We start from the raw sequence: 20,724 nt of genomic DNA on the forward strand, positions 1-20,724 counted from the left end.
TGACGCTCCGCGTCAGGTCTCAGCAACTGCAAAGCGCGCTATCGAGCACCTTGCGCAACTCCGACGGATGATCCACCACAACGTCCGCGCCCCAGTGACGTGGATTGTCGTCCGGGTGAATGTAGCCAAACGTCACCGCAGCGGTTTTCGTACCGGCGTCGCGGCCCGATTCGATATCACGCAGATCATCGCCCACAAACAGAACGTTCGACGGATCCAGATCAAGCATCTTGCACGCAAGGATCAACGGCTCCGGATCCGGCTTGCTGTTCTTCACGTGATCCGGGCAGATCAGCAAGGCCGAACGCTCCGCCAATCCCAGTTGCTGCATGATCGGCTCGGCGAAGCGCAAAGGCTTGTTAGTCACCACGCCCCAGATCAAATTGGCCTTCTCGATATCGGCGAGCAGTTCACCCATGCCGTCGAACAGCTTGCTGTGTACGGCGCAACCGACCAGATAGCGCTCAAGAAACTCCAGGCGCAGTTCTTCGAAGCCCGGCGATTCCGGGTCCATCGAGAACGTCACCGCGACCATGGCTTTGGCGCCGCCGGAAATCTCGTCGCGGATGTGCTTGTCGTTGATCGGCGGCAAGCCGCGATCAGCGCGCATCGCCTGGCAGATGGCGATGAAGTCCGGCGCCGTGTCGAGCAGGGTGCCGTCCATGTCGAAGAGAACTGCTCTGATGGCCATCGGCTTACTCCTCGCGCAGGGTCTGGATCATGTAGTTGACGTCAACGTCGTTGGCCAGCTTGTAATGCTTGGTCAGCGGGTTGTAGGTCAAGCCGATGATGTCCTTGACGGTCAGGCCGGTCATACGGCTCCACGCGCCGAGCTCGGACGGGCGAATGAATTTCTTGAAGTCGTGGGTGCCGCGCGGCAGCAGCTTCATGATGTATTCAGCGCCGATGATGGCGAACAGATACGCCTTCGGGTTGCGGTTGATGGTCGAGAAGAACACCTGGCCGCCGGGCTTGACCATGCGGAAGCAGGCGCGGATGACTGACGATGGATCCGGTACGTGCTCGAGCATCTCAAGGCAGGTCACTACGTCGAACTGCTCAGGCATTTCTTCAGCGAGGTCTTCGGCGGTGATCTGGCGGTATTCGACGTTGACGCCGGATTCCAGTTGATGCAGTTGCGCGACCGCCAGCGGCGCTTCGCCCATGTCGATGCCCATCACAGTGGCGCCACGTTGCGCCATGGCTTCGCTGAGGATGCCGCCGCCGCAACCGACGTCGAGGACTTTCTTGCCGGCCAGATTGACCCGCTCGTCAATCCAGTTGACCCGCAGCGGGTTGATGTCGTGCAGCGGTTTGAATTCGCTTTCACGATCCCACCAGCGATGGGCCAGGGCTTCGAATTTGGCGATTTCGGCGTGGTCGACGTTGCTCATGTTAAATCCTCTAAAACTTGAAAAAGGCTGTAGCCCCGGTTTGTGTTCCGGGGTTTTTACGATTCTTTGTGGCCGCTGATGCGCTGGCCCCAGGCCCGGGCGGTGGCGCCCAGTTGTGCTTCGTCCAGTCGCGTCAGGCGGCGGTCGTCGAGCAGTTGTTTGCCGGCGACCCACAGATGCTTCACGCAGTCGCGGCCGGTGGCGTATATAAGCTGCGAAACCGGGTCATACACCGGTTGCTGCGCCAGACCGGACAGGTCGAAAGCGACGATGTCGGCAGCTTTGCCGATCTCCAGTGAGCCAACCTGTGCTTCGATTCCCAGTGCCCGTGCGCCATTCAGTGTGGCCATGCGCAGCGCACGATGGGCGTCGAGTGCGGTGGCGGAACCGGCGACGGCTTTGGCCAGCAGCGCAGCGGTGCGGGTTTCGCCGAGTAGATCGAGATCGTTATTGCTGGCGGCGCCATCGGTGCCAACGGCCACGTTGACGCCAGCCTGCCACAAACGCTCGACCGGGCAAAAACCGCTGGCCAGTTTGAGGTTGGATTCCGGGCAGTGGATCACGCTGGTGTTGCTTTCTACCAGCAACGCCAGGTCGTCATCGCTGATCTGGGTCATGTGCACGGCCTGGAAGCGCGGGCCGAGCAGACCGAGGCGGCCGAGGCGGGCCAGCGGGCGTTCACCGCGCTGCTCCAGTGACTGCTGAACTTCGAACGCGGTTTCGTGCACGTGCATATGGATCGAGGCGTCCAACTCCTCGGCAATCACGCGGATTTTTTCCAGATTCTCGTCGCCGACGGTGTACGGTGCATGAGGGCCGAAGGTGATCTTGATGCGTTCGTGATGCTTCAGATCGCCGAACAGTTCGACGCCCTGACGAATGGCTTCATCGGCGCTGCTGGCGCCCGGGATCGGGAAATCGAGGATCGGAATGGCGATCTGCGCGCGAATGCCGCTGTTGTGCACGCGCTCGCTGGCGACTTTCGGGAAGAAATACATGTCCGAGAAACAAGTGATGCCGCCCTTGATCTGCTCGGCAATGGCCAGATCAGTGCCGTCACGAACGAAGTCTTCATCGACCCACTTGGCCTCGGCCGGCCAGATGTGGTTTTCCAGCCAGGTCATCAGCGGCAGATCATCGGCCAGGCCGCGGAACAGCGTCATCGCTGCGTGGCCGTGCGCATTGATCAGGCCCGGAGCCAGCAACACATCCGGCAGTTCGCGGATTTCCGTGGCGTTACACTTCAATGCTTCGGCGCGCGGGCCGATAAACACGATGCGACCGTCGCGGATGCCCAGGCCGTGCTCCTTGAGCACAACGCCTGCAGGTTCGACGGGTACCAGCCAGGTCGGCAGCAATAATAAGTCGAGCGCAATGGCAGGTTTCGGCATCGAGGGTCGGTTCCAGTGCTTTTGTAAAGGATGGCGAAGTATACCCGAGCGTCTTCGCGGGGGGATCGCTATAATCGGCGGCTTTTGTTCATGAGTGCGGGGTGTGGGATGCGCGATCGACTGTTGGCTGCGGAGAAAGTAAAGGCCATCGATTGGCGAGATGGCGCGCTGCACCTGCTGGATCAGCGTATTTTGCCGTTCGAAGAAACCTGGATTGCCTACACCAGCGCCGCCGGCGTGGCCGAGGCAATTCGCTCGATGGTGGTGCGTGGCGCGCCGGCTATCGGCATCAGTGCGGCCTATGGCATCGTCCTCGCGGCGCGTGCGCGGATCGCTGAAGGTGGCGATTGGTACGCGGCGCTGGAAGAGGATTTCGCCTTGCTGGCGGATTCTCGTCCGACAGCGGTCAATCTGTTCTGGGCCCTGGGTCGCATGCACGATCGCCTCGATCGCTTGAAAGAAAACGCCGATCCGCTGATGGCACTGGAGGCCGAAGCCATCGCCATTCATGAAAGCGACCGCGAAGCCAACCTGACCATGGCGCAGCTCGGCGTCGACCTGATCCGCAAACATCAGGGCAACGCCCAGGCGATTCTGACCCACTGCAATACCGGCGCGCTGGCTACCGGTGGTTTCGGTACGGCGTTGGGAGTGATTCGTGCAGCCTTTATTGAAGGCATGGTCGAGCGCGTTTATGCGGACGAGACCCGCCCATGGTTGCAAGGCTCGCGCCTGACTGCGTGGGAGCTGGCCAACGAAGGCATTCCGGTCACTTTGAATGCTGACTCCGCTGCTGCGCACATCATGAAAACCAAAGGCGTGACCTGGGTGATCGTCGGCGCCGACCGCATCACGGCTAACGGTGATGTGGCGAACAAGATCGGCACCTATCAACTGGCGGTCAACGCCATGCACCACGGCGTGCGTTTCATGGTGGTGGCGCCGAGTTCGACCATCGACATGAACCTGGCCAGCGGCGACGACATTCCGATTGAGGAGCGTGACGGCGCCGAGTTGCTGGAGGTCGGCGGCAAGCGTGTCGGTGCGGATGTTGAAGCGTTCAATCCGGTATTTGACGTGACGCCGGCGGATCTCATCGACGCGATCGTCACCGAAAAAGGCATCGTCGAGCGTCCGGATACCGCGAAAATGGCCCAGTTGATGTGCCGCAAACGCCTGCACTGATTGGCTTGATGTCTGCGTTGTCCTCTTCGCGAGCAGGCTCGCTCCCACAGGTTTTGTGATCGCCACGAAGCAATGTGGGAGCGAGCCTGCTCGCGAAAGGGCCCTAAAAGTCAATAAACATCGCTAAACCGAACCCCATTTCTGCATTCAAAGAAGCTCTGAGCCTCTCTCGTCCCCGTTAAGCCTGTCACCGGTCAACTAACTATGCTCCATGCGCATCAGGGGGATAGGTGCGTGGCGGCCTTTGTGATAACATCCGGCGTTTTCCGAGGCAGCTCCACGGAGCTGTCTTTACTGCGCAAATCCGCGATCCAATGTTGATTTGTCGTAAGTCGGCGCATGGCACTCGGCCGGCCCCGACGAGCTTCGTTGCTCCCACATGGATATGACGAAGTTTCACCAGAAAAAGGAATCAGGCTTCTCATGGGCGAACTGGCCAAAGAAATCCTCCCGGTCAATATCGAAGACGAGCTGAAACAGTCCTACCTCGACTACGCGATGAGCGTGATCGTCGGCCGTGCACTGCCGGATGCGCGCGATGGCCTCAAGCCCGTGCACCGTCGCGTACTGTTTGCGATGAGCGAGCTGGGCAACGACTTCAACAAGCCGTACAAGAAATCTGCCCGTGTTGTCGGCGACGTGATCGGTAAGTATCACCCGCACGGTGACACTGCCGTGTACGACACCATCGTTCGTATGGCTCAGCCTTTCTCCCTGCGCTACCTGCTGGTAGACGGTCAGGGCAACTTCGGTTCGGTCGACGGCGACAACGCTGCGGCCATGCGATACACCGAAGTGCGCATGACCAAACTGGCGCACGAACTGCTGGCTGACCTGCACAAGGAAACCGTGGACTGGGTGCCGAACTACGACGGCACCGAAATGATCCCGGCGGTCATGCCGACCCGTATCCCCAACCTGCTGGTCAACGGCTCCAGCGGTATCGCCGTGGGCATGGCGACCAACATTCCGCCGCACAACCTCGGTGAAGTCATCGACGGTTGCCTGGCGCTCATCGACAACCCTGAGCTGACCGTCGATGAACTGATGCAATACATCCCCGGTCCGGACTTCCCGACCGCCGCGATCATCAATGGTCGCGCCGGCATCATCGAAGCCTACCGCACCGGCCGCGGGCGTATTTACATGCGTGCCCGCTCGATCATTGAAGACATCGACAAGGTCGGTGGCCGTCAGCAGATCGTCATCACCGAACTCCCTTACCAGCTGAACAAGGCGCGTCTGATCGAGAAGATCGCCGAGCTGGTCAAAGAGAAGAAGCTGGAAGGCATCACCGAACTGCGCGACGAGTCCGACAAGGACGGTATGCGCGTCGTGATCGAACTGCGTCGCGGCGAAGTGCCTGAGGTGATCCTCAACAACCTCTACGCCCAGACCCAGCTGCAATCGGTATTCGGCATCAACATCGTTGCGCTGATCGACGGCCGCCCACGCATCCTCAACCTCAAGGATCTGCTGGAAGCCTTCGTCCGTCACCGTCGCGAAGTCGTTACCCGTCGCACCGTGTTCGAGCTGCGCAAGGCGCGCGAGCGTGGTCACATCCTCGAAGGCCAGGCCGTTGCCCTGTCGAACATCGACCCGGTCATCGCCCTGATCAAAGCCTCGCCGACCCCTTCGGAAGCCAAAGAAGCGCTGGTCAGCACGCCGTGGGAATCCTCGGCAGTGGTGGCGATGGTTGAGCGTGCCGGTGCCGATTCGTGCCGTCCGGAAAACCTCGACCCGCAATACGGTCTGCGCGAAGGCAAGTACTTCCTGTCGCCAGAACAGGCGCAAGCCATTCTGGAACTGCGTCTGCACCGTCTGACCGGTCTGGAACACGAAAAACTGCTGGCTGAGTATCAAGAGATCCTCAACCAGATCGGCGAGCTGATCCGCATCCTCAACAGCGCTGTGCGCCTGATGGAAGTGATCCGCGAAGAGCTGGAAGTGATCCGCGCCGAATACGGCGACGTGCGTCGCACCGAAATTCTCGATGCCCGTCTCGACCTGACCCTGGGTGACATGATCCCGGAAGAAGAACGCGTCGTGACCATCTCCCACGGTGGCTACGCCAAGACCCAGCCGCTGGCTGCGTACCAGGCTCAGCGTCGTGGCGGTAAAGGCAAATCGGCGACCGGCGTCAAGGATGAGGACTACATTGCTCACCTGCTGGTTGCCAACAGTCACACCACGCTGCTGCTGTTCTCCAGCAAAGGCAAGGTGTACTGGCTCAAGACCTACGAGATTCCGGAAGCCTCCCGCGCCGCCCGTGGTCGTCCGCTGGTCAACCTTCTGCCATTGAGCGAAGGCGAGTACATCACCACCATGCTGCCGGTCGATCTCGAAGCCATGAAGCGTCAGGCTGATGAAGAAGAAGCCGAAGGCGCTGAAGCTGATGTAGAAGAGATCGAAAACAGCAACGAGACTGATGAAGAGCGTCGCGCTCGCATCAAGGCTGCCGACCGCAAGAAAGCACCGTTCATCTTCATGTCGACCGCCAACGGTACCGTCAAGAAGACCCCGTTGGTGGCCTTCAGTCGTCAGCGCAGCGTCGGTCTGATCGCGCTGGAGCTGGACGAAGGCGACATCCTGATCTCCGCCGCCATCACCGATGGCGAGCAGGAAATCATGCTGTTCTCCGACGGCGGCAAAGTGACTCGCTTCAAGGAATCCGAAGTTCGCGCCATGGGCCGTACCGCCCGCGGTGTGCGTGGTATGCGTCTGCCGGAAGGGCAGAAGTTGATCTCCATGCTGATTCCGGAAGAAGGCAGCGAAATCCTGACGGCGTCCGAGCGCGGCTATGGCAAGCGCACGGCGATTACCGAGTTCCCTGAATACAAGCGTGGCGGTCAGGGCGTAATCGCCATGGTCAGCAACGAGCGTAATGGCCGTCTGGTCGGCGCGGTTCAGGTGCAGGATGGCGAAGAAATCATGCTGATCTCCGATCAGGGCACTCTGGTGCGTACCCGTGTCGACGAAGTGTCGAGCCTGGGCCGTAACACTCAGGGCGTGACGCTGATCAAGCTGGCCAAGGATGAAACCCTGGTCGGACTGGAGCGGGTTCAGGAGCCTTCGGAAGTCGAAGGGGAAGAGCTCGAGGGTGAAGAGGGCGAGGAATTCGAAGGCACTGTCGTAAACGACGATGCCGGTGAAGACCAGCAACTCGACGCCGCAGCAGACGAAGAACCGCAAGAATAAGCGGACAAACAAGGGGGCGGATGAGAATTCGCCCCCTTGTTATTTGTCCTGTTTGAAAATTTGCGACACTGCACAGGATCGTTCCCACGCTCTGCGTGGGAATGCCGCTCGGGACGCTCCGCGTCCCATGACGCAGAGCGTCATCCGATGCATTCCCACGCAGAGCGTGGGAACGATCATCCGCAGACCAATAGATTTAAGTGACCACCAAATCAGAGCGAGATTGGATGTGAGCAAGCGAGCCTATAACTTCTGCGCCGGTCCTGCGGCGCTTCCTGAAGCTGTCCTGCAGCGTGCCCAGGGTGAACTCCTTGATTGGCACGGCAAGGGTCTGTCGGTCATGGAAATGAGCCATCGCAGCGATGAGTTCGTGTCCATCGCCACCCAGGCCGAGCAGGATCTGCGTGACCTGCTGAATATCCCGTCGAACTATAAAGTGCTGTTTCTGCAAGGTGGCGCCAGCCAGCAGTTCGCGCAGATCCCGCTGAACCTGTTGCCGGAAAACGGCTCGGCCGACTATATCGACACCGGTATCTGGTCGCAGAAAGCCATCGAAGAAGCCTCGCGCTACGGTCACGTCAACGTTGCCGCTACCGCCAAGCCTTACGACTATTTCGCCATCCCGGGCCAGAACGAGTGGAACCTGTCGAAAGACGCCGCTTACGTTCACTACGCACCGAACGAAACCATCGGTGGTCTGGAATTCCAGTGGATTCCGGAAGTCGGTGATGTGCCGCTGGTAGCTGACATGTCTTCGGACATCCTCTCGCGTCCGGTCGACATCTCGCGTTTCGGCATGATCTACGCCGGCGCGCAGAAAAACATCGGCCCGAGCGGTATCGTCGTCAACATCATCCGCGAAGACCTGCTCGGCAAGGCGCGTGCGCTGTGCCCGACCATGCTCGACTACAAAGTCGCGGCGGATAACGGCTCGATGTACAACACCCCGCCGACTCTGGCCTGGTACCTGTCCGGTCTGGTGTTCCAGTGGCTGAAAGAGCAGGGCGGCGTTGACGCGATCGCTAAACTCAATGACGTCAAGCAGCGCACGCTGTATGACTTCATCGACGCCAGCGGCCTCTACAGCAACCCGATCAACAAGTCGGACCGCTCGTGGATGAACGTGCCGTTCCGTCTGGCTGATGACCGTCTGGACAAACCGTTCCTCGCCGGTGCCGAAGAGCGCGGTCTGCTCAACCTCAAGGGCCACCGCTCCGTGGGCGGCATGCGCGCCTCCATCTATAACGCCGTCGACATCACTGCGGTCAACGCGCTGGTGGCGTACATGGCTGAATTCGAGAAGGAGCACGGCTGATGTCCGAGCAAGAACTCAAGGCACTGCGCGTTCGCATCGATGCTCTGGACACTAAGGTCATGGAGCTGATCAGTGAGCGTGCGCGTTGCGCCCAGGAAGTCGCGCGAGTAAAGATGGCCTCGCTGGCCGAAGGCGAAGTGCCGGTGTTCTATCGTCCCGAGCGTGAAGCTCAGGTGCTCAAACGGGTGATGGAGCGCAATCAGGGGCCGTTGGGCAACGAAGAGATGGCGCGGTTGTTCCGCGAAATCATGTCGTCGTGCCTGGCGCTGGAGCAGCCGCTGAAAGTGGCTTACCTCGGCCCTGAGGGCACCTTCACCCAAGCGGCGGCCATGAAGCATTTCGGTCACGCGGTGATCAGCAAGCCAATGGCGGCGATCGACGAAGTGTTCCGTGAAGTGGCAGCCGGTGCGGTGAATTTTGGCGTGGTCCCGGTGGAAAACTCCACCGAGGGCGCGGTCAACCACACGCTGGACAGCTTCCTTGAGCACGACATGGTCATCTGTGGCGAAGTCGAGCTGCGTATTCACCATCACTTGTTGGTCGGTGAAAGTACCAAGACCGACAGCATCAGCCGCATCTATTCCCACGCGCAGTCGCTGGCCCAGTGCCGCAAGTGGCTGGATGCGCATTACCCGAATGTCGAGCGCGTCGCGGTTTCCAGTAATGCTGAAGCGGCAAAGCGGGTTAAAGGCGAGTGGAACTCGGCGGCGATTGCCGGCGACATGGCGGCAGGGCTGTATGGCCTGACCCGTCTGGCCGAGAAGATCGAAGACCGTCCTGACAACTCGACGCGCTTCCTGATGATCGGTAACCAGGAAGTGCCGCCGACCGGCGACGACAAGACTTCGATCATCGTGTCGATGAGCAACAAGCCCGGCGCGCTCCATGAGTTGCTGGTGCCGTTCCACGACAACGGGATCGACCTGACCCGTATCGAAACGCGTCCGTCGCGCAGCGGCAAATGGACTTACGTGTTCTTCATCGACTTCGTCGGCCATCACCGTGATCCGTTGATCAAAGGTGTATTGGAAAAGATCAGTCAGGAAGCAGTAGCACTCAAAGTGCTGGGTTCCTACCCGAAAGCAGTTCTCTAAGGGGCGGTAGCAAATGAGTGGCAACTTCCTCGCTCTGGCACAGCCGGGCGTGCAACAACTTTCGCCGTACGTTCCGGGCAAGCCTGTGGACGAACTGGCGCGCGAGCTGGACCTGGATCCGGCAAAAATCGTCAAACTGGCGAGCAACGAAAACCCGCTGGGTGCCAGTCCGAAAGCCTTGGCGGCGATCCGCGAAGAGCTGGCCGAGTTGACGCGTTACCCGGACGGCAACGGTTTCGCGCTGAAATCCCTGCTGGCCGAGCAATGCCGCGTCGAGCTGAATCAGGTCACGCTGGGCAACGGTTCCAACGACATTCTTGAGCTGGTTGCGCGTGCCTATCTGGCGCCGGGCCTGAACGCTGTGTTCAGTGAGCACGCGTTCGCGGTGTATCCGATTGCGACTCAAGCGGTCGGTGCTCAGGCCAAAGTGGTACCGGCCAAGGATTGGGGGCATGACCTGCCAGCAATGCTCGCCGCTATCGATGCCAACACCCGCGTGGTGTTTATCGCCAACCCGAACAACCCGACCGGGACCTGGTTCGGCGCTGAAGCGCTGGACGAATTCCTGCAGGATGTTCCGGAGCATGTGCTGGTGGTGCTCGACGAGGCGTACATCGAATACGCCGAAGGCAGCGATCTGCCGGACGGTCTGGATTTCCTTGCCGCTTACCCGAATCTGCTGGTGTCGCGCACGTTCTCCAAGGCCTATGGTCTGGCGGCATTGCGTGTTGGCTACGGTCTGTCGACCCCGGTTGTGGCTGATGTACTGAACCGTGTTCGCCAGCCATTCAACGTTAACAGTCTCGCCCTCGCGGCAGCCTGTGCGGCGCTGAAGGATGAGGAATATCTGGCGCAAAGCCGCCAGCTCAACGAGTCGGGCATGCAGCAGTTGCAGGCCGGCTTCCGTGAGTTGGGGCTGAGCTGGATCGAATCCAAAGGCAACTTCATCTGCGTCGATCTCGCTCAAGTCGCAGCCCCGGTGTTTCAGGGCTTGCTGCGCGAAGGAGTGATCGTGCGTCCGGTGGCCAACTACGGCATGCCGAACCACCTGCGGGTGACCATCGGTCTGCCGGCGGAAAACAGCCGCTTCCTTGAAGCGCTGCGCAAGGTTCTGGCTCGTGGGTGATGTCACTGCACTGCAATCTGCTGCACCTATGATCGGTCGCCTTGTGGTGGTCGGTCTGGGGTTGATCGGTGGTTCGTTTGCCAAAGGCTTGCGTGAAAGCGGCGTTTGCCGCGAAGTGGTTGGGGTCGATCTCGATCCGCAATCGCGCAAGCTGGCGGTCGAGTTGGGCGTGGTTGATCGCTGTGAGGGTGACTTGGCAGTAGCCTGTCAGGGCGCTGACGTGATCCAGTTGGCGGTGCCGATTCTGGCCATGGAAAAAGTACTCGCGCGGTTGGCGAACATGGATCTGGGTTCGGCGATTCTCACCGACGTCGGTAGCGCCAAAGGCAATGTGGTGCGCGCGGCAACCGAAGCGTTCGGTGGTATGCCGGCGCGTTTCGTGCCGGGGCATCCGATTGCCGGTTCCGAGCAGAGCGGGGTGGAAGCCTCCAATGCCGAGCTGTTCCGTCGTCACAAGGTGATTCTCACGCCGCTCGAGCAAACCGATCCGGCGGCGTTGGCGGTGGTCGATCGTCTTTGGCGTGAATTGGGCGCCGACGTCGAGCACATGCAGGTCGAGCGTCACGATGAGGTGCTGGCCGCGACCAGTCATCTACCGCACCTGCTGGCCTTTGGTCTGGTCGATTCGTTGGCCAAGCGCAATGAAAATCTTGAGATCTTCCGTTACGCTGCGGGCGGTTTCCGCGATTTCACAAGAATCGCCGGAAGCGACCCGGTGATGTGGCACGACATCTTCCTCGCCAACCGCGAGGCCGTCCTGCGCACACTCGATACATTTCGCAGCGACCTCGACGCCTTGCGCGACGCGGTCGATGCAGGGGATGGGCACCAATTGTTGGGCGTTTTCACGCGCGCCCGGGTTGCCCGCGAGCATTTCAGTAAAATCCTGGCCCGCAGGGCCTATGTGGACGCTATGAATTCCAACGATCTGATCTTCCTGGCTCAACCTGGTGGCCGCCTGTCCGGTCGTATTCGCGTACCGGGTGACAAATCCATTTCCCACCGCTCGATCATGCTCGGCTCGCTGGCCGAAGGCGTCACCGAAGTCGAAGGCTTCCTTGAGGGCGAAGACGCTCTGGCGACCTTGCAGGCATTCCGCGACATGGGCGTGGTCATTGAAGGCCCGCACCACGGCCGCGTGACCATCCACGGTGTCGGCCTGCACGGTCTGAAACCGGCGCCGGGCCCGATCTATCTGGGCAACTCCGGTACCTCGATGCGCCTGCTGTCCGGCCTGTTGGCTGCGCAGAACTTCGACAGCACGCTGACCGGCGATGCGTCGCTGTCCAAGCGCCCGATGAATCGCGTGGCCAATCCACTGCGTGAGATGGGTGCTGTGATCGAAACCGCTGCTGAAGGTCGTCCACCGATGACCATTCGTGGTGGGCACAAGCTCAAGGGTCTGACCTACACCATGCCGATGGCCAGTGCCCAGGTGAAGTCCTGCCTGCTGCTCGCCGGTCTGTACGCTGAAGGCAAGACCACCGTGACCGAGCCGGCTCCGACTCGCGACCATACCGAGCGCATGCTGCGTGGTTTCGGTTATCCGGTCAGCGTTGAAGGTGCCACGGCATCGGTTGAGTCGGGCGGTAAGCTGACTGCCACTCACATCGAAGTGCCGGGCGACATCTCGTCGTCGGCATTCTTCCTTGTAGCGGCCTCGATCGCCGAGGGTTCGGAGCTGGTGCTCGAGCACGTCGGCATCAACCCGACTCGTACCGGCGTGATCGACATCCTGCGCCTGATGGGTGCTGACATCACCCTGGAAAACCAGCGTGAAGTGGGTGGCGAGCCGGTGGCTGACCTGCGCGTGCGGGCAGCTAAACTCAAAGGTATCGAGATTCCCGAAGAGCTGGTTCCGCTGGCCATCGACGAATTCCCGGTGCTGTTCGTGGCGGCTGCCTGCGCCGAAGGTCGTACCGTGCTGACTGGCGCTGAAGAGCTGCGGGTCAAGGAATCGGATCGTATCCAGGTGATGGCGGACGGTCTGTTGGCGCTGGGCGTGAAATGCCAGCCAACCCCAGACGGCATTATCATCGATGGCGGCCAGATCGGCGGCGGCGAAGTGCATGGTCACGGCGATCACCGTATTGCGATGGCGTTCAGCGTTGCCTCGTTGCGCGCCACTGCACCGATCCGCATCCATGATTGCGCCAACGTCGCGACGTCGTTCCCCAACTTCCTCGCGCTGTGCGGGCAGGTCGGTATTCGTGTGGCACAAGAGGCTCAGTCGTGAAAAACATTGCACCGGTCATCACCATTGATGGGCCAAGCGGCTCGGGCAAGGGCACGGTCGCCGGGATTCTGGCCAAGCGTCTGGGCTGGAATCTGCTGGATTCCGGTGCGCTTTATCGCCTGCTGGCGTTTGCTGCGCACAATCATGGTGTCGACCTGACCAATGAAGAGCTGCTGAAGAAACTCGCCGCTCATCTGGATGTTCAGTTCATTGCCGCGACCGAAGGTCAGCTGCAACGGATCATCCTGGAAGGTGACGAAGTCAGCGATGTCATTCGCACCGAAAGCGTCGGTTCCGGCGCTTCGCAAGTGGCTGCATTGCCCGCCGTACGCGAGGCGCTGCTGCAGCGTCAGCGTGCTTTCCAGGAAGCGCCGGGCCTGGTGGCCGACGGCCGCGATATGGGTACGGTGGTTTTTCCCGATGCGCCATTGAAGATTTTCCTGACCGCCAGTGCCGAGGAGCGGGCGCGCCGTCGATATTTGCAGTTGAAGGGCAAAGTCGAGGGTGTTAGTCTGTCGAGTCTGCTAGATGAGATCCGTGCACGCGACGAGCGTGACACCCAGCGAGCGGTAGCCCCGCTTAAGCCGGCGGCTGACGCCATACAGCTGGATTCCACGGAGTTGTCCATCGATCAGGTGCTTGAACGCATCATGAGCGAGATCGCCATTCGCGATATCGCCGGGTGACCAAGAAGGCCACAGGGGACCAGTCATAGTCCTGCGGCGCTTCTTCTATATGAAACTAACCCACACCGTCTGGGGTGTGGAGATGGGCGTATCCTTCGCCCTCATTTACAGGAATTAAAATGAGCGAAAGCTTTGCGGAACTCTTTGAAGAAAGCCTAAAAACCCTGAACCTTCAGGCAGGCTCCATCATCACCGGTGTTATCGTTGATATCGATTACCAAGCTCGCTGGGTAACCGTTCACGCTGGCCTGAAGTCTGAAGCACTCATCCCGCTTGAGCAGTTCTACAACGACGCTGGCGATCTGACTATCAATGTCGGTGACGAAGTTCACGTTGCTCTGGATTCGGTTGAAGACGGTTTCGGTGAAACCAAGCTGTCCCGTGAAAAAGCCAAGCGCGCTGAGTGCTGGATCGTTCTGGAAGCGGCCTTCGCAGCTGAGGAAGTGGTCAAGGGCGTTATCAACGGTAAGGTTAAAGGCGGCTTCACTGTCGACGTTAACGGCATCCGTGCGTTCCTGCCAGGTTCCCTGGTTGACGTCCGTCCAGTGCGCGACACCACGCACCTGGAAGGCAAAGAGCTGGAATTCAAGGTCATCAAGCTGGACCAGAAGCGCAACAACGTTGTCGTTTCCCGTCGCAGCGTCCTGGAAGCCGAGAACTCCGCCGAGCGTGAAGCTCTGCTGGAATCCCTGCAGGAAGGCCAGCAAGTCAAAGGTATCGTCAAAAACCTCACCGATTACGGCGCATTCGTCGATCTGGGTGGCGTGGACGGCCTGCTGCACATCACCGACATGGCCTGGAAGCGCATCAAGCATCCTTCCGAGATCGTCAACGTTGGTGACGAAATCGACGTTAAGGTTCTGAAATACGATCGCGAACGCAACCGTGTTTCCCTGGGCCTGAAGCAACTGGGCGAAGATCCATGGGTTGCTATCAAAGCCCGTTACCCAGAAAGCACTCGCGTTACCGCCCGTGTAACCAACCTGACCGACTACGGCTGCTTCGCTGAGCTGGAAGAAGGCGTTGAAGGTCTGGTACACGTTTCGGAAATGGACTGGACCAACAAGAACATCCACCCTTCGAAAGTCGTACAAGTCGGCGACGAAGTGGAAGTTATGGTTCTGGACATCGACGAAGAGCGTCGTCGTATCTCCCTGGGCATCAAGCAGTGCAAATCTAACCCATGGGAAGATTTCTCTGGCCAGTTCAACAAGGGCGATAAAATCTCCGGCACCATCAAGTCGATCACCGATTTCGGTATCTTCATTGGTCTGGACGGCGGCATCGACGGTCTGGTTCACCTGTCCGACATCTCCTGGAACGAAGTGGGCGAAGAAGCCGTACGTCGTTTCAAGAAGGGCGACGAGCTGGACACCGTTATCCTGTCGGTTGACCCAGAGCGCGAGCGTATCTCCCTGGGTATCAAGCAACTGGAAAGCGATCCGTTCTCCGAGTACGTCTCGGTTAACGACAAAGGCGCAATCGTTACTGGCACCGTGAAAGAAGTTGACGCCAAAGGCGCCATCATCGTTCTGGCCGACGATATCGAAGCGACTCTGAAAGCATCCGAAATCAGCCGTGACCGCGTTGAAGACGCGCGCAACGTTCTGAAAGAAGGCCAGGAAGTAGAAGCCAAGATCATCAGCGTTGATCGCAAGAGCCGCGTGATCCAACTCTCCATCAAGTCGAAAGATGATGCTGAAGAGAAAGAAGCTATCCAGAGCCTGAAATCGGCTCCGGAAGGTGAAGCAGCTGACACCACCATGGCTGGCCTGCTGCGCCAGGCAATGGCGGCCAAACAGAACTAAGTTCTGATTGGGCAATAAAAAGGGCGACTTCGGTCGCCCTTTTTTGTGCCCGCGATTTAGTGTTTCGAGTCATGCATGAGGGTTTTAGTGAAACCAATCCCGCTTCAGGGCGGTCTGTTTCTTTAATAGGATCAATCGCCTATTCACGACTAAGCTTGGTCTTAAGTGTGTAGTCGTCGGGCAGTTGCCTGGCATAAGGAAGTGGATGAACAAGTTTATTGTCCTCATGGCTGTACTGGTTCTGGCTGGCTGTACGACCAGTGCCAAGACTCATGCCGTGCGTGGTGTCAGTGGTATAGAGGTCGACTGCTCTGGGTTGGGCTCTGGCTGGGAGAAATGCCAGAAGCGCGCGGCGAAGGAGTGCAAGGGCGCGGGCTACAAAGTGATCACGAGATCAGATGATGCCAAGGATGAAGATGAGTTTCCTTTTGGCTTCAACCCGGCGGGCTACGTGACGCGAACCATGCTGGTGATATGCCGTTAAGCATGCTGTGCCCTGTTTGTTGCTGTGATGCCCTGAAAACGGGCGTTTCGACGCGGTGGAAGATATGTCAATCCCTGGGCTGTTCAAAATCTTCCGGGCGTGCTAAAACCTTTCAAGCGCTGATCTAGCTGCTTGAAAAAGAAGGGAAAAATATGACGAAGTCGGAGTTGATCGAACGAATTGTCACCCATCAAGGGCTGCTCTCATCCAAGGATGTGGAGTTGGCCATCAAGACCATGCTTGAACAAATGTCCCAATGTCTAGCTACCGGTGATCGTATCGAGATCCGTGGGTTTGGCAGTTTCTCTCTGCACTACCGTGCACCGCGCGTTGGTCGTAATCCCAAGACCGGTCAATCGGTCAGTCTGGACGGTAAATTCGTTCCGCACTTCAAGCCGGGCAAGGAGTTGCGTGATCGCGTGAACGAAGAAGAGGAGGAGGGGGTTTGACAGTCGCTATCTCTCAAGGGGTTACTCATGCGTAACCTTAAGCGCATTTTTCTTGGTGTATTCATTCTTTTACTGGTCTTGGCGATTCTGGCGTTTGTGCTGGAGAATCAGCAATCGGTGTCTTTATTGTTTCTAGGTTTGTCTGGGCCGCAGTTGCCGGTTTCGCTGGTCGTTGTATTGGCGTTGCTCATTGGCATGTTGATTGGTCCAGTGCTGGGCTGGTTTTTGGGACGCTCGTCCAGAGCTGCGCGCAAGCGACTGGTCTGAAGCGGCAAGGGGCGGGGCGTCTGTCGAAATTGCGCCTCTGCCTGTCTTTATCCATTAGTAAAACCATCATTAAGCTGTAAAATGCGTCCCTTGTTCGATCTTGCCTTATTGCATGTCGATTCAGACTGACTCTGACAGATGCCAACTGCGAGTGGCTTCTGCATTCATGGATTAGACAGCGCTCATCGGCAGCGCTGTCCGCAGCTCAAGGGTATCGTTCGCGTGAAAATTCTAGTTACCGGCGGCGCCGGCTTTATTGGCTCGGCAGTCATCCGTCACATCATTTCCAACACGTCCGATGCTGTCGTTAACGTCGATAAACTGACTTACGCCGGCAATCTGGAGTCCTTGGCAGAAGTCAGCCAGAATTCGCGCTACGCATTTGAACGAGTCGATATCTGTGATCGTGATCAGATCGACCGTGTCCTGCGCGAGCACCAGCCAGATGCAATCATGCATCTGGCCGCTGAATCCCACGTTGATCGCTCGATCTCCGGTCCGTCCGAGTTCATCCAGACCAATATCATCGGCACGTACACGCTGCTTGAAGCTGCCCGCCACTACTGGGCTGCGCTGGATGATGCGCGTAAAGCCAATTTCCGCTTCCACCACATTTCGACTGACGAAGTTTACGGAGACCTCGAAGGTCCGGAAGACCTCTTCACCGAAACCACGCCTTACCAGCCAAGCTCGCCATACTCGGCCAGCAAGGCCAGCTCTGATCACCTTGTTCGCGCTTGGGCTCGTACCTATGGTCTTCCGACTCTGGTAACCAACTGTTCGAACAACTACGGCCCGTGCCATTTCCCTGAGAAGCTGATCCCGCTGATCATTCTCAATGCGCTGGAAGGCAAACCTCTGCCGGTGTATGGCAAAGGTAATCAGGTTCGTGACTGGTTGCATGTCGAAGATCACGCGCGCGCGTTGTACAAAGTCGTGACCGAAGGCGTCATCGGTGAGACTTACAATATCGGTGGTCATAACGAGAAACAAAACATCGAAGTGGTGCATACCCTGTGTGCGTTGCTCGATGAGTTGCGTCCTGATTCGCCCCACCGCCCTCATGCCAGCCTGGTTACTTATGTTCAGGATCGTCCAGGTCATGACGTGCGTTATGCAATCGATGCGAGCAAGATTCAGCGTGAGCTGGGTTGGACGCCGGAAGAAACTTTCGAGACCGGTATTCGCAAGACTGTCGAATGGTATCTGAATAACGCTGAGTGGGTTGAGCACGTGAAGAGCGGCAGCTACCAGCAGTGGATCGATCAGAACTATGCGGATCGCTCGAACAAGGCATGAAAATCCTTCTGCTGGGTAAGAACGGTCAGGTAGGTTGGGAGCTGCAGCGCTCGCTCGAGCCGCTTGGCCAGTTGATTGCGCTGGATCGCCAGACTGCCGATGGGCTGTGTGGTGATCTCGCCGATCTGGCCGCCGTGCGTGCGACGATCCGACAGATCAAGCCCGATGTCATCGTCAACGCCGCTGCGTACACCGCAGTCGACAAGGCAGAATCAGAAGCTGAGCTGGCCTTCATTGTGAACGGCCAGGCGATGCAGGTCTTGGCCGAAGAGGCAGCTGCTCTGAATGCCTGGCTGGTTCATTATTCAACCGATTATGTCTTCAATGGTACTGGTTCCGTTCCATGGCTGGAGACGGATGCTGTCGGCCCGGTGAATCAGTACGGTGCGAGTAAGCTGGCAGGCGAGCAGGCGATCATTGCGTCGGGCTGCAAGCATCTGATCTTCCGGACCAGTTGGGTCTACGCAGCGCGCGGCAACAACTTCGCCAAGACGATGTTGCGGTTGGCAAAGGATCGGGAAACGCTGAATGTTATCGCGGACCAGATCGGAGCTCCGACAGGGGCTGATCTGATAGCGGATGTAAGCGCTTTGGCCATTCGCCAGGCGTTGCAGCAGCCGGAGCTTTCAGGTGTTTATCACTTGGCGGCCAGCGGCGAAGTGTCTTGGCATGGGTATGCGGCTCATGTCATTGCATTCGCTCAGGCCAATGGGGAAAAACTTGCAGTAACGGCCGTCAATCCAATCGACACGACTGCTTACCCGACTCCTGCGCAACGGCCCCTGAACTCACGTCTTGATACCCAGAAGTTACGTGCCAAATTTTATCTACACTTGCCGGATTGGCAAAGTGGTGTGAACCGAATGCTTAGGGAAGTTCTGAACAAATGACCACGACAAATCGTAAAGGCATCATCCTCGCTGGTGGTTCGGGTACACGCCTGCACCCGCTGACCCTTGGCGTTTCCAAGCAGATGCTGCCGATCTACGACAAACCGATGATCTTCTATCCGCTGTCCGTGTTGATGCTGGCGGGGATGCGCGAAATCCTGATCATCTCCACGCCGGAAGATTTGCCTTGTTTTCGCAAATTGCTAGGTGATGGAAGCGTTTACGGGATCAAGCTGACCTATGCAGAACAACCTAGTCCCGACGGTCTGGCCCAGGCATTCATCATCGGTGAAGAGTTCATTGGCAAAGATCCTTGCTGCCTGATTCTTGGTGACAATATCTTTTACGGGCAGCACTTCTCGGACAATTTGCGTTCTGCGAGCACTCAGCAAACAGGCGCTACTGTCTTCGGTTATCACGTGTCTGATCCAGAGCGTTTCGGTGTTGTCGAATTCGACGAAACGGGCCGTGCTCTGAGTATTGAAGAGAAACCGCTCAAGCCTAAATCCAACTACGCCGTGACCGGGCTGTACTTCTACGATAACGATGTCGTCGAGATCGCGAAGGGCATCAAGCCATCTGAGCGTGGTGAGTTGGAAATTACTGACGTCAACCGTGCGTACCTTGAAAGAAAGACGCTGAGTGTTGAAATGCTCGGTCGTGGATTTGCCTGGCTCGATACAGGCACGCACGATTCGCTGCTTGAGGCCAGTCACTTCGTACACACCATCGAACAGCGTCAGGGCCTCAAGGTGGCTTGCCTGGAAGAGATCGCATACCACAACGGCTGGATCACTGCTGAGCAACTCGGTGCCCAAGCCGATGCGCTGAAGAAGACTGGTTATGGCCAGTACTTGCAGAAACTCTTGGAGCCAACTAATCGCTGAAATGGCGATTTGATGCAAAGGATGTTTCGTGAGTGCTCGCCAAAATCATACGCCGGTAAAACCCCGAATCGCTGTTTTGCTGGCGGCCTACAATGGTGTGCACTGGCTAGAAGAACAGATTGAGTCAATTCGCCGCCAGACGGCGGTGGATTTGACGATTTACATCAGTGTCGATCCATCCACTGATGGTACCGAGCAGTGGTGCGCCGCGAGTGCTGCGAAGTACTCCGACATAGTTCTTCTGCCTGTCTCCGAGGTGTTCGGAGGCGCTGCTCGCAACTTTTTCCGCCTGATTCGTGACGTCGCGTTCGACGGTTATGACTATGTTGCGTTCTCTGATCAGGATGATATTTGGGATGCGGATAAACTGGAGCGTTCCATAGCAATGCTCCAGCACCACCAAGGCGATGCCTACTCCAGCAACGTCACTGCATTTTGGCCTGACGGCAGGACACGTGTACTGGACAAAGCACAACCTCAGGCTGAATGGGATTTCTTGTTTGAGGCTGCAGGACCAGGTTGTACTTATGTATTTCGAAGGGGGCTCGCCGACGCTTTGAAAGAGTCGATGCTACGTAACTGGGAGCTGCTTCAATCTGTCAGTCTTCATGACTGGTATTTTTATGCTTTTGCTCGTACACATGGATATAAGTGGTTTATCGACGCGCACTCAACGATGCAGTATCGCCAACACCAGCACAATCAGGTCGGAGCTAATACGGGAATCAAATCCCTTATAGCAAGATATAAAGCCATCCAGGATGGATGGTGGTTTTCACAGGTCAATTTGATATCAGGCCTTGTGGGCGCGGATTTTCACCCATTCGCCTGTTCGTCGAAGCCGATGGGAAGGTTCAGGTTTTTCGCCCTTTCGCTGAATGCGTGGAAATGTCGCCGTCGTGTGCGAGATAAAATATTCTTCTTTTTTGTTTGCTGTCTCAGGGTTATAGCTGGCGGATAAAGAGGCCTTTTTGGTGACTTGTCAGCGAATGACTCGTCGAGAAATTAAAGTCTC

At 58.0% G+C, this 20,724-nt stretch carries 18 protein-coding genes; 15 read left to right on the forward strand and 3 right to left on the reverse strand.

All coding sequences use genetic code 11. The features are described from left to right. Positions 1–19: 19 nt before the first annotated feature. From mupP to ACOYXJ_RS17810, 3 genes are read right to left on the reverse strand one after another with little or no spacing between them, the layout of a single operon-like run. On the reverse strand, positions 20–691 hold the full coding sequence (mupP, locus tag ACOYXJ_RS17800) for an N-acetylmuramic acid 6-phosphate phosphatase MupP (RefSeq protein ID WP_460370749.1): 672 nt from the start codon (positions 689–691) through the stop codon (positions 20–22). A gap of 4 nt (positions 692–695) precedes the next feature. Continuing rightward, positions 696–1,394 (reverse strand): bifunctional 2-polyprenyl-6-hydroxyphenol methylase/3-demethylubiquinol 3-O-methyltransferase UbiG, encoded by a 699-nt coding sequence (gene ubiG / locus ACOYXJ_RS17805; protein ID WP_460370751.1) that lies wholly within the window; start codon positions 1,392–1,394, stop codon positions 696–698. A 56-nt stretch (positions 1,395–1,450) separates the two neighbouring features. After that, entirely contained in the window at positions 1,451–2,785 is a 1,335-nt protein-coding gene (locus tag ACOYXJ_RS17810; RefSeq protein WP_460370753.1) for a TRZ/ATZ family hydrolase, read from the reverse strand. Positions 2,786–2,893: 108 nt separating this feature from the next. Here ACOYXJ_RS17810 and mtnA point away from each other — a divergent pair, with 108 nt between their 5' ends. The 15 genes from mtnA (at position 2,894) to ACOYXJ_RS17885 (ending at position 20,670) form a co-directional block, all read left to right on the forward strand. After that, the gene (gene mtnA, locus ACOYXJ_RS17815) at positions 2,894–3,970 is read left to right on the forward strand and encodes an S-methyl-5-thioribose-1-phosphate isomerase (RefSeq protein WP_150729923.1); all 1,077 of its coding nucleotides are present in this window, start codon (positions 2,894–2,896) and stop codon (positions 3,968–3,970) included. 423 nt (positions 3,971–4,393) lie between these two features. Beyond that, positions 4,394–7,168, forward strand: coding sequence for a DNA gyrase subunit A (gene gyrA / locus ACOYXJ_RS17820; protein ID WP_134176368.1), 2,775 nt, complete (start codon positions 4,394–4,396; stop codon positions 7,166–7,168). Between the two features lie 229 nt (positions 7,169–7,397). Then, the gene (gene serC, locus ACOYXJ_RS17825) at positions 7,398–8,483 is read left to right on the forward strand and encodes a 3-phosphoserine/phosphohydroxythreonine transaminase (protein ID WP_460370756.1); all 1,086 of its coding nucleotides are present in this window, start codon (positions 7,398–7,400) and stop codon (positions 8,481–8,483) included. Continuing rightward, positions 8,483–9,577, forward strand: coding sequence for a prephenate dehydratase (gene pheA / locus ACOYXJ_RS17830; protein WP_102899981.1), 1,095 nt, complete (start codon positions 8,483–8,485; stop codon positions 9,575–9,577). The genes serC and pheA overlap by 1 nt, the downstream gene beginning before the upstream one ends. 13 nt (positions 9,578–9,590) lie before the next feature. Continuing rightward, positions 9,591–10,703 carry a histidinol-phosphate transaminase gene (gene hisC, locus ACOYXJ_RS17835; RefSeq protein ID WP_095120519.1) on the forward strand — a complete coding sequence of 371 codons (1,113 nt, stop codon included), beginning with the start codon at positions 9,591–9,593 and terminating at the stop codon, positions 10,701–10,703. A 28-nt stretch (positions 10,704–10,731) separates the two neighbouring features. Next, the gene (locus ACOYXJ_RS17840; RefSeq protein WP_460370758.1) at positions 10,732–12,939 is read left to right on the forward strand and encodes a bifunctional prephenate dehydrogenase/3-phosphoshikimate 1-carboxyvinyltransferase; all 2,208 of its coding nucleotides are present in this window, start codon (positions 10,732–10,734) and stop codon (positions 12,937–12,939) included. Then, positions 12,936–13,625, forward strand: a complete 690-nt coding sequence (gene cmk / locus ACOYXJ_RS17845) for a (d)CMP kinase (RefSeq protein ID WP_064391442.1) — start codon at positions 12,936–12,938, stop codon at positions 13,623–13,625. Before ACOYXJ_RS17840 ends, cmk begins: the two co-directional genes overlap by 4 nt. Before the next feature lie 119 nt (positions 13,626–13,744). Further along, a complete protein-coding gene (rpsA, locus tag ACOYXJ_RS17850; protein ID WP_122609279.1) occupies positions 13,745–15,433 on the forward strand; it encodes a 30S ribosomal protein S1 in 1,689 nt (562 codons plus the stop codon). Between the two features lie 205 nt (positions 15,434–15,638). Next, the gene (locus ACOYXJ_RS17855) at positions 15,639–15,917 is read left to right on the forward strand and encodes a hypothetical protein (protein ID WP_007908433.1); all 279 of its coding nucleotides are present in this window, start codon (positions 15,639–15,641) and stop codon (positions 15,915–15,917) included. Positions 15,918–16,069: 152 nt separating this feature from the next. Further along, on the forward strand, positions 16,070–16,366 hold the full coding sequence (gene ihfB / locus ACOYXJ_RS17860) for an integration host factor subunit beta (protein ID WP_003189779.1): 297 nt from the start codon (positions 16,070–16,072) through the stop codon (positions 16,364–16,366). Positions 16,367–16,393: 27 nt separating this feature from the next. Further along, the gene (locus ACOYXJ_RS17865) at positions 16,394–16,633 is read left to right on the forward strand and encodes a lipopolysaccharide assembly protein LapA domain-containing protein (RefSeq protein WP_102899977.1); all 240 of its coding nucleotides are present in this window, start codon (positions 16,394–16,396) and stop codon (positions 16,631–16,633) included. 222 nt (positions 16,634–16,855) lie between these two features. Next, positions 16,856–17,932 carry a dTDP-glucose 4,6-dehydratase gene (rfbB, locus tag ACOYXJ_RS17870; protein ID WP_460370761.1) on the forward strand — a complete coding sequence of 359 codons (1,077 nt, stop codon included), beginning with the start codon at positions 16,856–16,858 and terminating at the stop codon, positions 17,930–17,932. Then, positions 17,929–18,822, forward strand: a complete 894-nt coding sequence (rfbD, locus tag ACOYXJ_RS17875; RefSeq protein ID WP_186613824.1) for a dTDP-4-dehydrorhamnose reductase — start codon at positions 17,929–17,931, stop codon at positions 18,820–18,822. Before rfbB ends, rfbD begins: the two co-directional genes overlap by 4 nt. Continuing rightward, the gene (gene rfbA / locus ACOYXJ_RS17880; protein WP_027612427.1) at positions 18,819–19,709 is read left to right on the forward strand and encodes a glucose-1-phosphate thymidylyltransferase RfbA; all 891 of its coding nucleotides are present in this window, start codon (positions 18,819–18,821) and stop codon (positions 19,707–19,709) included. Before rfbD ends, rfbA begins: the two co-directional genes overlap by 4 nt. Before the next feature lie 28 nt (positions 19,710–19,737). Further along, the gene (locus ACOYXJ_RS17885) at positions 19,738–20,670 is read left to right on the forward strand and encodes a glycosyltransferase (protein ID WP_150793043.1); all 933 of its coding nucleotides are present in this window, start codon (positions 19,738–19,740) and stop codon (positions 20,668–20,670) included. Positions 20,671–20,724 lie beyond the last annotated feature (54 nt).

The organism is Pseudomonas sp. Tul2A7 (genome assembly GCF_054790505.1).

Coding starts and splice junctions, on each gene's coding strand:
- ACOYXJ_RS17810 (WP_460370753.1), bottom strand. CDS start 2,785: ATGCCGAAACCTGCCATTGCGCTCGACTTATTATTGCTGCCGACCTGG.
- pheA (WP_102899981.1), top strand. CDS start 8,483: ATGTCCGAGCAAGAACTCAAGGCACTGCGCGTTCGCATCGATGCTCTG.
- ihfB (WP_003189779.1), top strand. CDS start 16,070: ATGACGAAGTCGGAGTTGATCGAACGAATTGTCACCCATCAAGGGCTG.
- rfbA (WP_027612427.1), top strand. CDS start 18,819: ATGACCACGACAAATCGTAAAGGCATCATCCTCGCTGGTGGTTCGGGT.
- rpsA (WP_122609279.1), top strand. CDS start 13,745: ATGAGCGAAAGCTTTGCGGAACTCTTTGAAGAAAGCCTAAAAACCCTG.
- ACOYXJ_RS17840 (WP_460370758.1), top strand. CDS start 10,732: ATGATCGGTCGCCTTGTGGTGGTCGGTCTGGGGTTGATCGGTGGTTCG.
- gyrA (WP_134176368.1), top strand. CDS start 4,394: ATGGGCGAACTGGCCAAAGAAATCCTCCCGGTCAATATCGAAGACGAG.
- rfbD (WP_186613824.1), top strand. CDS start 17,929: ATGAAAATCCTTCTGCTGGGTAAGAACGGTCAGGTAGGTTGGGAGCTG.
- ACOYXJ_RS17855 (WP_007908433.1), top strand. CDS start 15,639: ATGAACAAGTTTATTGTCCTCATGGCTGTACTGGTTCTGGCTGGCTGT.
- ubiG (WP_460370751.1), bottom strand. CDS start 1,394: ATGAGCAACGTCGACCACGCCGAAATCGCCAAATTCGAAGCCCTGGCC.
- mupP (WP_460370749.1), bottom strand. CDS start 691: ATGGCCATCAGAGCAGTTCTCTTCGACATGGACGGCACCCTGCTCGAC.
- ACOYXJ_RS17865 (WP_102899977.1), top strand. CDS start 16,394: ATGCGTAACCTTAAGCGCATTTTTCTTGGTGTATTCATTCTTTTACTG.
- hisC (WP_095120519.1), top strand. CDS start 9,591: ATGAGTGGCAACTTCCTCGCTCTGGCACAGCCGGGCGTGCAACAACTT.
- mtnA (WP_150729923.1), top strand. CDS start 2,894: ATGCGCGATCGACTGTTGGCTGCGGAGAAAGTAAAGGCCATCGATTGG.